Here is an 11,171-nt window from a genome sequence, read left to right on the forward strand (position 1 = left end):
GTCCCCCACGGGGGCTCCGCCCCTCGACCCCACCGGGGCGCTGCCCCGGACCCCGTTCCGGCACGGCAGCCGGGCGCGCCCCGTCAGGAGCCCGGGGCTGTGACATTTTGCGGCTCCGCCGCGTGGGCGCGCCCCGCCAGGGGCGCGGGGAACTGCGCGACCAGCCCCCGCAGACGCGCGCGCAGCGCAAGACGCACCCTGGTGGGCGCAGCCGGAGCCACCGGTCCGCAGCCGCGCACCGGGCCCGGGTGGCAACCCGGTAGGCGCCCCGGGCCACCGGCCCGGCAAACGAAAACCCCACCGAGCCACCAGGGCCCAGTGGGGTCAAGCAAAGCGCAAGCGCTCAGCGGCGCGCGTGCCGTCCGCGCCCCTGCGGGGGCTGCTGGGGCGGCAGCGGACCGCCGTAACCGCCGCCGCCGCTGTAGCCACCACCCTGGCCGTCGTCATGACCGGCACCGCCCTGGCCGCCGTAAGGCGCGTCGTAGCCGCCGCCACCGTAAGCAGCGTTGTGACCGGCGTTGTGGCCACTGCCGTAACCGTTGCCGTAACCGCCCCCGGGGGCGCCGTACCCCCCATCGGGAGCCCCGTACGGCGCCGCAGGCGGGACCGGCGCGGCCGGCGCCGCCGACGGGGCCTTCTTCGCCTTGGCCCGTGCCCGGAGCAGTTCGATCGCCACCGGGATCACTGAGATCAGCACGATGGCGATCAGCATCAGCTCGATGTTCTTCTTGACGAACTCGATCTTGCCCAGGCCGGAGCCCAGCAGCGTCACACCGGCGCCCCAGAGCACGCCACCGATGATGTTGAAGGTGAGGAAGGAGCGGTAGTTCATCCGGCTCACGCCCGCGATGATCGGCGTGAAGGTCCGGACGATGGGCACGAAGCGGGCCAGGATCAGGGACTTCGGGCCGTACTTCTCGAAGAACTCGTGGCCCTTCTCCACGTTCTCCTGCTTGAAGAGGCGCGAGTCGGGGCGCCTGAAGAGCGAGGGGCCGACCTTGCGGCCGAAGAGATAGCCGACCTGGTCACCGACGATCGCCGCGATGACGACCAGCAGGCACACCAGCCACAGGGGCTGCTTGATCTGGCCCGTGGTGACGAGCAGGCCCGTGGTGAAGAGCAGCGCGTCACCCGGGAGGAAGCAGCCGATCAGAAGGCCGGACTCCGCGAAGACAATGGCCAGTACGCCGATCAGACCGAATTGATCGATCAGGTAGTTCGCGTCGAGCCACTGCGGGCCGAGCGCGAGGGTGGTCATGGGGGTCACGTGGAGGGCTCCTGGGTCGAGGGCGCAGGCTCGTGCGAGGCCCGGCCGCAGGCGGGGAGGGGTGGTGTGCGGCCCCAAAAGTACAACGCGGCCACACTGTGCTCGGTTCCAGTGTGCCTGTGAGCCCGGCGCTCCCGGCCGGGCTCAACCGCTCCGGTCCGGCGTGCGTCCCGCACCGTGAACCGCAAAACTGCACAACAACGGAGGTGGATGCGATGGGCATCGAGGAGTACGGCGGCGGACAGTCCCAGTCGGATGTGCTGGTCGTCACGACGAACGACGTCCCCGGCTACAGGGTGGACCGGATCATCGGCGAGGTCTTCGGCCTCACCGTGCGGTCCCGTCACATCGGCAGCCAGATCGGCGCCGGTCTGAAGTCCCTGATGGGCGGTGAGCTCAAGGGGCTGACCAAGACCCTCGTCGAGACCCGTAACCAGGCCATGGAGCGTCTGATCGAGCAGGCACGCGCGCGTGGCGCGAACGCCGTCCTGGCGTTCCGCTTCGACGTGACCGAGGCGGCGGACCTCGGCACGGAGGTCTGCGCGTACGGCACGGCCGTCGTCATCTCCCCCCAGAGCTGACCCGAGGCGGGGCCCCGGCCCCGCCTCATCGATGTCTCCCCTGGGGCATGCCTTCAGCGTGGCGAATCACCACAAGTGGTACGGATCACCACATGCCACTTCACAAAGGCGCCGATGGCCGGTCCCACCAGCGGGGGTACTCCGTCAATCCCTTCTACGGCGAGGCCGACCCCGTGGGGGGCATGGCCGCGGAGCCACCGCGGCACACGCTGCCCGCCGGGCCCATGGCTCCGCACGCCGCGTACCAGTTCGTCCACGACGAGCTGATGCTGGACGGGAACTCCCGGCTGAACCTGGCCACCTTCGTCACCACCTGGATGGAGCCCCAGGCGTCGGTGCTGATGATGGAGTGCCGGGACAAGAACATCATCGACAAGGACGAGTACCCGCGCACCGCGGAGCTGGAGGAGCGCTGCGTGCGCATGCTCGCCGACCTCTGGCACGCGCCGGACCCCGCGGGTGCCATCGGCTGCTCGACCACCGGATCGAGCGAGGCGTGCATGCTCGCCGGGCTGGCCCTCAAACGGCGCTGGGCCCTCGCGAACGGCGGCCGATACCCGCACACCGCCCGTCCCAATCTTGTGATGGGCGCGAATGTGCAGGTCTGCTGGGAGAAGTTCTGCACCTTCTGGGAGGTCGAGGCACGGCAGGTGCCCATGGAGGGCGAGCGCTTCCACCTCGACCCCGAGTCCGCCGTCGCGCTCTGCGACGAGAACACCATCGGCGTCGTCGCGGTCCTCGGCTCGACGTTCGACGGCTCGTACGAACCGGTGGCCGACATCTGCGCCGCGCTCGACGCGCTGCGGGAACGCACCGGGCTGGACGTCCCGGTCCACGTGGACGGCGCGTCCGGCGCCATGATCGCGCCGTTCCTCGACGAGGACCTCGTATGGGACTTCCGGCTGCCGCGCGTCGCCTCCATCAACACCTCGGGCCACAAATACGGGCTCGTCTACCCGGGCGTGGGCTGGGCCCTGTGGCGCGACCGGGACGCCCTGCCGGAGGAGCTCGTCTTCCGCGTCAACTACCTGGGCGGCGACATGCCGACCTTCGCCCTGAACTTCTCCCGCCCCGGCGCCCAGGTGGCGGCGCAGTACTACACCTTCCTGCGCCTCGGCCGCGAGGGCTACCGGGCGGTGCAGCAGAACGCGCGTGACGTCGCCTGCCGCCTCTCCCGCCACATCGCGGACATGGGCGACTTCCGGCTGCTCACGCGCGGCGACGAACTGCCGGTCTTCGCCTTCACGGTGAACGAGGACGTGACCCGGTACGACGTGTTCGACGTGTCACGGCGCCTGCGGGAACGCGGGTGGCTGGTGCCCGCCTATACGTTCCCGCCCCGGCGCGAGGATCTGTCGGTGCTCCGGGTCGTGTGCCGCAACGGCTTCTCCCACGACCTGGCCGACCTCTTCGTCGACGACCTGCGATCGCTGCTCCCGGAGCTGCGGCGGCAGCCGGGACCACTGGGGAGGCCGGAGACCATGGCGACGGCCTTCCATCACTGAGAAGACGTGAGCCCCGCGGTCAGACGTCCGGGTCAGGCGTCCGGGTCCGAGGTGAGCACGTCCGCCCACGGGTCGCCTTCGCCCGCCATGACGTACGCCCCGTCCTGGAGCCGGGAGACGAGGCCCAGCGCCCACTGCTCGCCGGACTCCGCCGTGTGGATCCACATGCCCCGGATCTCGCCGATGTGCCCCCAGTCCTCGCCCTCGCCCGGGGTCCAGTTGCGGCGGATCTCCTCGCGCCAGGCACGCAGCGACTCCACCCGCTGCTTCAGCAGCGAGATCGCCTCGTCGCGCGGCAGGTCGACGATGAAGCCGACGCCCGCGGTGAGCACGTCCACCTTCTGGCCGGGGGTCGAGAGCGCCTCGCGCAGCAGCCGGAAGTACTCCCGCTCGCCCTCCGGTGTCAGCTCGTACTCCGTACGCGGCGGGCCGCCGGCCTCGCTGGGGGCGGTGTCGTGCGCGATCAGCAGTCCCTGCCCGGCCATGGCCTTGAGCGCGTGGTAGATCGAGCCGGGCTTGGCGTTGGACCAGTGGTGGGCGCCCCAGAACTCGAGGTCGCTGCGGACCTGGTAGCCGTGGGCGCGACCGTGCTGCCGGACGGCGCCCAGGACCAGGAGGCGGATCGCCGACATTGGTCACCCCACTTCGCGCTTGTGCCGGCCTCAGCCTAGGCGAGTGCGTCTTGCGCTCCGCGCGCGGCTGCTGGGCGGTGGCGCGGGGCGCCTACCGGGTTGCCACCCGAGCCCGGTGTGCGACTGCGGGCCGCCGGTGGCTGGTCGCGCAGTTCCCCGCGCCCCTGACGGGGCGCATCCTCGGCCTACCCCTCCGCCTCCTCCACCAGTTCGAACGCCGTCTTGCCGTCGAGCGACTCGCGGATCACGTCCGCGTGCCCCGCGTGGCGTGCCACCTCCTCGATGAGGTGGAGGAGGAGCCAGCGCATCGAGACGGAGGTGTTGTCCTTGGGGAACCACGGCGCGGCCGGGAGTTCGAAGGTCTGCTCAAGGGTGGGGAGGGCGCGGATGAAGCCTTCGAGGTCCGCCGCGAGCTCGTCCCACTCGGCCAGGAGGCCCGGGACCGTCTCGTCCTCCGTCAGGGTGAAGGACTGCTCGAACTGCTTCATGGCCTCCTCGAAGCTCGGGGCCGGCCCGCCGCCCCTCGCCATCGCCATCCAGCCGTGCTCGGCGTGCAGGGTGTGCTTGAGCAGACCGCCCAGCGAGAGCGCGCTCGCGCTGGGCTTCAGGGCCGCCTGTTCCTCCGTCAGGCCGAGCACTGCCCGCCGTACCCCGCCCCGCTGGGCGTCCAGGAAGGCGAGGAGGGTGCCGCGCTCGTCCGCGGGGTCGTTCTCGACGACGTGAGTAGGCATGGGGACCGCCTTTCGTCCGTGTCCGGTTCTCCGGGCAACGCACTCACCGTAGGACCGATCGAGGACAGTCCCCGCCCTATATCGCGTCAGAACGGGAATCTGCTGCGCCCGTGCTGAATGGAGATCCACTTCGTCGTGGTGAACACCTCGATCATGGAGTCGCCGTTGAGCCGCCCCACCCCCGAGTGCTTCTCGCCTCCGAAGGGCACGAGCGGCTCGTCGTGCACGGTCCCGTCGTTGACGTGGATCATGCCCGTGTCGATGCGCTTGGCGACGCGTACGCCGCGCTCGATGTTCCCGGTGTGCACGGCGCCGCTCAGCCCGTACGGCGTGGCGTTCGCGAGCCTGACCGCCTCCTCCTCGCCGTCGAACGGGATGATCAGGGCGACCGGCCCGAAGATCTCCTGGCCCAGGATCGGGGCGTCCTCGGACAGGCCCGTGAGCACGGACGGGGCCACGAGGGTGCCCGAGGTCTCGCCCCGGAGCAGGGCGGTCGCGCCGTCGGCCACGGTCTGGTCGAGCAGGGCGTTGACCGCGTCCGCCTGGCCCGCGTTGATCAGAGGGCCGATGTGGGTCGTGGGGTCACCGGGGTCGCCGACCTTGAGCGATTCGACCTTGGCGACGAACTTCTCGGTGAACTCCCGCTCCAGCGAGCGGTCCACGAGCAGCCGGTTCGCCGCCATGCAGACCTGCCCCTGGTGGATGAAGCGGCTGAAGACGGCCGCGTCCACCGCGTAGTCGACGTCGGCGTCGTCCAGGACGATCAGCGCGCTGTTGCCGCCGAGCTCCAGTACGGTCCGTTTGAAGTGCGAGGCGGCGACGGTGGCGACGTGGCGGCCGACCTTGTCGGAGCCGGTGAAGGAGATCACCCGGGGCACCGGGTGCTCGATGAGGGCGTCGCCGATCTCGGCGATGTCCGTGACCACGACGTTGAGCACCCCGGCGGGCAGCCCGGCCTCCTCGAAGACCTTCGCGACCAGCCCGCCGCCGCATATCGGCGTGTTCTGGTGCGGCTTGAGGACGACGGCGTTGCCGAGCGCTATCGCGGGCGCGACGGACTTCAGGGACAGCAGGAAGGGGAAGTTGAACGGGCTGATCACCCCGACGACCCCGACCGGCAGCCGGTAGAGGCGGTTCTCCTTTGTGTCGTCCGGAGACGGCAGGATGCGCCCTTCCGCGCGCAGCGCGAGGTGCAGCGCCTCGCGCAGGAACTCGCGCACCAGGTGGAGCTCGAAGGCCGCCTTCAGGGCCGTGCCGCCGCACTCGGCGGTGATCGCCGCGGTGATCTCGGACTCGTGCTCGTCGACGACGCGCAGGGCCCGCTCGAAGACGAGCCTGCGGGTGTACGGGTTGACGGCGGCCCACTCGCGCTGGGCGCGCTCGGCGGCGCGGTACGCCTGGTCGATCTCGTCGACGCCGGCGACGGTGATGGAGGCGAGTTTCTCCCCGTCGTAGGGGTTGAAATCGACGATGTCCCAGGAGCCGGTGCCGGAGCGCCATTCGCCGTCGATGTACTGGAACGCCAACTCGTCGAAGTAGGACATGGGGCCATCCCTGTCTGGAGAAACGGGGCGCGCGTGACGCCCGATCCGGAATGCTTGCTCCTGATGAGACGTCATCGTACTGATGTGTCAGAGGAGTTGAAGCAGGCCCCTCAGCAAGTCCCGTGTGGCGGCGGGCGGCAGGCTGTCCTCGTGCAGCCGTTCCATCACCTTTCCGTACTGCGCGACCTCGTCGGGCTTGTCCAGGTAGAGCGCGCTGGTGAGCTGCTCCAGGTAGACCACGTCGGAGAGGTCGGACTCGGGAAAGCGCAGCATGGTGAAGGCGCCGCTCTCCCCCGCGTGCCCGCCGTGCGCGAAAGGCATCACCTGGAGCGTGACATTGGCCTGTTCCGAGATGTCGATGAGGTGCTCCAGCTGCCCGCGCATGACGTCCGGGCCGCCGTACGGGCGATGCAGGGCGGCCTCGTCGAGCACGGCGTGGAAGTGCGGGGCGCGCTCGGAGAAGAGCAGCTTCTGGCGCTCCATGCGCAGCGAGACGCGGCGCTCGACCTCGGCGGAGTCGGCACCCGGCTGCCCGCGGACGACGACGGCCTGGGCGTACCCCTCGGTCTGCAGGAGGCCGTGCACGAACTGCACCTCGTAGATGCTGATGTGGGACGCGGCACCCTCCAGTCCCACATAGGTCTGGAACCAGCCCGGCAGCACATCGCCGTAACTGTGCCACCATCCGGCGACATTGGCCTCGCGCGCCAGCCCCAGCAGGGCCTCGCGCTCCAGCTCGTCGGTGACTCCGTAGAGCGTGAGGAGGTCCTCGACGTCCCGCGCCTTGAAGCTCACCCGGCCCAGCTCCATGCGGCTGATCTTCGATTCCGACGCCCGGATCGAATAGCCCGCCGCCTCACGTGTGATGCCCCGTGATTCCCGCAGCCTCCTGAGCTGTGAGCCCAGAAGTATGCGGCGCACCACAGAACCGCTCGACTCGCTCGTGGCCATCTCCGCGACCCCTCCTTTTCCGGTCCCTGTTCCCGGTAGTGCCGCATCCGCACCCTTCCGGGGCGACCCCCGCTACCCCCGGCGGTGAAGTCTGCCACCTCCGGGCTCCGTTGAGTGTGCATCCGGTTACGGAGGCGATGGCAGTCCGGACACCGTACGCAGGAGGGCGTAGGAAGAATTACCCCCGAACTGGAGCGTGCGCCCCCAAAACCCCCACGTGCACGTGCATCTGCCCTTGCATCCGGCATCCGCATTGGGAACCATGGGGTACGCACACGTGCATGTCACGTCCACGATTGCCAGGAGTGCCTCGGATGGGTACCGAAGGATCGACTGTGCTCTCCCCCCTGTGGCGAGGGCTGCCACCGATCGCTCCGTCGGCCGTCTCCAACTCGGCCTCCTGTGCACTTCCGGCGCGTTTCGAAGCGGTCAGGGCGGCACGGCGCTTCACCAGGGCGACGCTCGCCCAGTGGGATCTCCAGACGCTCTTCGACGACGTGGCACTGGTCGTCTCGGAGCTGGTGACCAACTCGATGCGGTACGCGCTGCCGACCGAACTCGTCGGTACGGAGTACGAGCCTCCCGTACGGCTGCACCTGATGCGCTGGACGTCGAGGCTCGTGTGCGCGGTGCGGGACCCGAGCGAGGCGAGCCCGGTCACGGGCGTCGCCGACGCGTCGGCGGAGTGCGGCCGTGGGCTGCTCCTGGTGGAGTCGTTCAGCGACTCGTGGGGCTGGCATCCGCTGGCGGGGGCCCTCCGGGGGAAGGTGGTCTGGGCGCTGTTCAGGCTGCCGGGGGATCGCGACTGAGCGCCCACGGGGGGTGCTCAGTCCGCGGTCACGTCCGGTCGTGTCCAGTCGTGTCCGGTCTCATCCGCCGGTCCGTGCGGCACGGCGGCCGTCAGTCGGCGACCAGATAGTCGAATTCGCCGTCCTTGATCCCGAGCAGCATGGCCTCGATCTCCGCCGGGGTGTAGACGAGCGCGGGTCCGTCCGGATGGCGCGAATTGCGCACGGCGACACCGCCGTCCGGCAGCTTGGCGAACTCCACGCACGAACCCTGGGAGTTGGAGTGCCGGCTCTTGCGCCAGACGGCGCCGATGAGATCCGTGGCAGCCATGCCGTTGTACGCGTGAGGCACAGGACTCTCCCGGAGTATTCGCAGGGGGCACCCCGGCACGAATAGTGGGGATGACAACTACTCCGGATCATAGCTGCGTTCACATGCCTCTGCATGAGCGGATGCACGTGCACTTACGGTGCAGGTTTCGCTACTTCCCGCCGCCGGAAGCAGCACGACCGGAACGGTTGCCGGGGCCGCTCCCGGCAGCGGTTCCGGCAACGGTTCCGGAATAGGGAAGCAGTGCCATCTCCCGTGCGTTTTTGATCGCCCGTGACAGTTGTCGCTGCTGCTGGGCGGTGACCCGGGTCACCCGGCGACTGCGGATCTTCCCGCGGTCCGAAATGAACTTCCTCAGCAGATCGGTGTCTTTGTAGTCGATGTAGGTGATGCCCGCGGAATCCAGGGGATTGGGCCGGGGCTTGGTGTTCTTGCGATGGTCGGGGCGGCGGGGCATGAGCGAATCCCTTTCGGGTCGATTTCGGGTCGATTCGAGTCGGCTGCTCAGGAAACCGGATCGAGAAGGTCGTCGAATGCGGTGGACAGACAGCGCCAACTGTCGGGTCCGGCCGCGTATTCGCCGTCGTCCAGGAGACAGGAGTCGAGCAGTGCGGCCAGTGCGTCGATGTCGAGCCCCGGCGAGGTGAAAGTGAGGTGCTGCGCGCGGTCCCCGTGCTCCGGATGCCAGTCCAGGGCGGCGGCCACGCGGCGCTCCGCGGGCACCATCTCCCAGGCCGCCTCCGGCAGCGAGGCCAGCCAGGGACCGGCGTTCTCGACACACAGCGCGCCGCCCGCCGCGTCCCAGGACAGCAGCGTGTCCGGCCGGTCGGCCAGCCAGAACCGGCCGCGGCTGCGGACGGCGGCGCAGGCCAGCTCCTCCAGGGCCGCGTGGAGCCGCCCGGGGTGGAAGGGCCGGTGCCGGTGCCAGACGAAGGTGGCCACGCCCTCCGCGTCGGCGGCCTGCGGCAGCAGCGCGCAGGCGGGGTGCTGCCGGGCCGCCGCGGCCTCCACGTCGAACCCGGCGACGGCCGCCGCGGCGAACGCCACGGAGTCGGCCGATACGCGCTGTGCCGTGGGGGCGAGCTGATCCAGCAGGGCGAAGTCGGCGGCGTCTGCGGCCGGTTCGCCGTCGTCGCTGTCGGGGCTGCCGTCGTGTCTGCCGCCGCTGTTCTCGACCAGGGCCAGTACCGGGGCGTACTCCAGCTGGCGCGCGAAGGTATCCGCCACCGTGCGCCGGTCGGTCGCCGCCGCGGCGAGACCGGCCTCGGCGAGGTCGTCGCCGCAGCTGATGGCGGGGAGCAGCAGTGCCGGGTCGACGGCCGTGACCACCGCCGTGAGCCGGAGATCCGGTCCGGCGTGCGCGACGACGACCTCGGCCATCGCCTTGGGCTCGACCGAGTCCCACAGCTCCACGACGGCGAGCCGGCACAAACCGCTCGCGGCGAGCCGCTCCAGCTCGGGCACCAGGTCCTCGCGCAGCGCGCAGCAGGCGCAGTCGTTCACGAGCGGGGTGTCGCCCTCGTCGAGCACACCGGAGCCGTCGCGCACGGTCCGGCGCACCGTGCCCGCGGCGGCCGTGGACAGGTCGTGGTGGAGGGCCACGCTGCCGGGGACCGTCCGCAGCAGTTGGTCGACCGCGACGCGGCGCGCGTCGGCGTGCAGTCCGCCGACGAGCGCCACGGGCATCGGCCGCTCCCCGGTCACCGGTCGGTCTCCTGCTTGTCGTGTGCGCTGTGCGTGGCGCGTGTGCTGTACGTGGCGTGCGTGGTTTGTGTGGCGCGCTTGCCGTAGCGGCGCTCGAAGCGTTCGACGCGGCCCGCGGTGTCCAGGACACGGGCGGTGCCCGTGTAGAAGGGGTGGCTCGCCGAGGAGATCTCGACGTCGATGACCGGGTAGGTGTTGCCGTCCTCCCACTCGACGGTCTTGTCGCTGGTGGCGGTCGACCGGGTGAGGAAGGCGTAGTCCGCGGCGCGGTCGCGGAAGACGACCGGGCCGTACGGCGGGTGGATTCCGGGCTTCATGGCGGCTCAGCGCTCCTCTCGGAAGACGACGTGGCGACCCACGACGGGGTCGTACTTGCGCAGCTCCATGCGGTCGGGGTCGTTACGGCGGTTCTTGCGGGTGACGTAGGTGAAGCCGCTGCCTGCTGTGGACCGGAGCTTGATCACGGGACGTAGTTCGTTGCGGGCCATACCCGCTACTATACAGAAATGGTTTCCATTTTCATTAGGGGCTCCGGGAGGGGTCCCCGACAGGAGGTCGACACACCATGTCCGCTCGCTGCCAGCTGACCGGCCGGAAGCCCGGTTTCGGCAACGCGATCTCGCACTCCCACCGGCGCACGCCCCGCCGCTTCGACCCCAACATCCAGGCGAAGCGCTACTGGCTGCCGAGTGAGAACCGCCATGTGCGGCTGCGGCTGAGCGCGAAGGGGATCAAGACGGTCGACGCCATCGGCGTCGAGGCGGCCGTGGCCCGGATCCGGGCCCGAGGGGAGAAGGTCTGATGGCGAAGAAGAGCAAGATCGCGAAGAACGAGGCGCGGCGGCTGGTCGTCGCGCGTTACGCGGCCCGGCGGGCCATCCTGAAGGCGGTGATCCGCGACCCGCGGCGGACGGAGGGCGAACGGGCGGCGGCGCTGCGCGAGTTGCAGCGGCAGCCGCGGGACGCGAGCGCGACGCGCGTGCGCAACCGCGACGCGGTCGACGGGCGGCCGCGGGGCTATGTGGGGCGGTTCGGGCTCTCCCGCGTCAATGTGCGGGGGCAGGCGCATGCGGGGTTCTTGCCGGGGGTTCGGAAGGCGAGCTGGTAGCGCTGCGCTTACGGTTTCGTCTGCGGGTGG

13 protein-coding genes and 2 pseudogenes are annotated in these 11,171 nt (G+C 70.2%); 5 read left to right on the forward strand and 10 right to left on the reverse strand.

Features of this window, described 5'->3' with window-relative positions:
• Window positions 1-598: 598 nt before the first annotated feature.
• A pseudogene (locus K6I34_RS21065) lies at window positions 599-1,258 on the reverse strand (DedA family protein); the annotation flags it as partial.
• A 224-nt stretch (window positions 1,259-1,482) separates the two neighbouring features.
• Between K6I34_RS21065 and K6I34_RS21070 the strand changes: the two are divergent.
• Together K6I34_RS21070 and K6I34_RS21075 are read left to right on the forward strand one after the other, a co-directional pair.
• Window positions 1,483-1,848 (forward strand): YbjQ family protein, encoded by a 366-nt coding sequence (locus K6I34_RS21070; RefSeq protein WP_229327876.1) that lies wholly within the window; start codon window positions 1,483-1,485, stop codon window positions 1,846-1,848.
• A 92-nt stretch (window positions 1,849-1,940) separates the two neighbouring features.
• Window positions 1,941-3,353 (forward strand): glutamate decarboxylase, encoded by a 1,413-nt coding sequence (locus K6I34_RS21075; RefSeq protein ID WP_229327877.1) that lies wholly within the window; start codon window positions 1,941-1,943, stop codon window positions 3,351-3,353.
• A 32-nt stretch (window positions 3,354-3,385) separates the two neighbouring features.
• On the opposite strand, the gene K6I34_RS21080 is transcribed toward K6I34_RS21075, so the two are convergent.
• From K6I34_RS21080 to K6I34_RS21095, 4 genes are all read right to left on the reverse strand, one after another.
• A complete protein-coding gene (locus tag K6I34_RS21080; RefSeq protein WP_229327878.1) occupies window positions 3,386-3,985 on the reverse strand; it encodes a PadR family transcriptional regulator in 600 nt (199 codons plus the stop codon).
• Window positions 3,986-4,170: 185 nt separating this feature from the next.
• Window positions 4,171-4,716, reverse strand: a complete 546-nt coding sequence (locus K6I34_RS21085; RefSeq protein ID WP_229327879.1) for a DinB family protein — start codon at window positions 4,714-4,716, stop codon at window positions 4,171-4,173.
• Between the two features lie 86 nt (window positions 4,717-4,802).
• On the reverse strand, window positions 4,803-6,260 hold the full coding sequence (locus K6I34_RS21090) for an aldehyde dehydrogenase family protein (RefSeq protein WP_229327880.1): 1,458 nt from the start codon (window positions 6,258-6,260) through the stop codon (window positions 4,803-4,805).
• 87 nt (window positions 6,261-6,347) lie between these two features.
• On the reverse strand, window positions 6,348-7,211 hold the full coding sequence (locus tag K6I34_RS21095) for a helix-turn-helix transcriptional regulator (protein WP_229327881.1): 864 nt from the start codon (window positions 7,209-7,211) through the stop codon (window positions 6,348-6,350).
• A gap of 314 nt (window positions 7,212-7,525) precedes the next feature.
• On the opposite strand from K6I34_RS21095, the gene K6I34_RS21100 reads away from it, so the two are divergent.
• Window positions 7,526-8,020, forward strand: coding sequence for an ATP-binding protein (locus tag K6I34_RS21100; RefSeq protein WP_229327882.1), 495 nt, complete (start codon window positions 7,526-7,528; stop codon window positions 8,018-8,020).
• 91 nt (window positions 8,021-8,111) lie between these two features.
• Here K6I34_RS21100 and K6I34_RS21105 read toward each other — a convergent pair whose 3' ends face one another.
• The 5 genes and pseudogenes from K6I34_RS21105 to rpmG form a co-directional block, all read right to left on the reverse strand.
• Entirely contained in the window at window positions 8,112-8,351 is a 240-nt protein-coding gene (locus K6I34_RS21105; RefSeq protein WP_229327883.1) for a DUF397 domain-containing protein, read from the reverse strand.
• Window positions 8,352-8,481: 130 nt separating this feature from the next.
• Window positions 8,482-8,787: a 30S ribosomal protein S18 gene (rpsR, locus tag K6I34_RS21110; RefSeq protein WP_229327884.1), complete on the reverse strand. Its 306-nt coding sequence runs from the start codon at window positions 8,785-8,787 to the stop codon at window positions 8,482-8,484.
• Window positions 8,788-8,834: 47 nt separating this feature from the next.
• The gene (locus K6I34_RS21115) at window positions 8,835-10,016 is read right to left on the reverse strand and encodes a GTP-binding protein (protein ID WP_229327888.1); all 1,182 of its coding nucleotides are present in this window, start codon (window positions 10,014-10,016) and stop codon (window positions 8,835-8,837) included.
• A gap of 95 nt (window positions 10,017-10,111) precedes the next feature.
• Window positions 10,112-10,351, reverse strand: a pseudogene (locus tag K6I34_RS21120) (type B 50S ribosomal protein L31); the annotation flags it as partial.
• A 6-nt stretch (window positions 10,352-10,357) separates the two neighbouring features.
• Window positions 10,358-10,522: a 50S ribosomal protein L33 gene (gene rpmG, locus K6I34_RS21125; protein ID WP_229327885.1), complete on the reverse strand. Its 165-nt coding sequence runs from the start codon at window positions 10,520-10,522 to the stop codon at window positions 10,358-10,360.
• 77 nt (window positions 10,523-10,599) lie between these two features.
• Here rpmG and rpmB point away from each other — a divergent pair, with 77 nt between their 5' ends.
• Window positions 10,600-10,836, forward strand: coding sequence for a 50S ribosomal protein L28 (gene rpmB, locus K6I34_RS21130; RefSeq protein WP_229327886.1), 237 nt, complete (start codon window positions 10,600-10,602; stop codon window positions 10,834-10,836).
• Entirely contained in the window at window positions 10,836-11,141 is a 306-nt protein-coding gene (gene rpsN, locus K6I34_RS21135; protein WP_229327887.1) for a 30S ribosomal protein S14, read from the forward strand. Before rpmB ends, rpsN begins: the two co-directional genes overlap by 1 nt.
• Window positions 11,142-11,171 lie beyond the last annotated feature (30 nt).

Origin of the sequence: Streptomyces sp. UNOC14_S4, assembly GCF_020740835.1 — a bacterium.
Classification (GTDB): Bacteria; Actinomycetota; Actinomycetes; order Streptomycetales; family Streptomycetaceae; genus Streptomyces.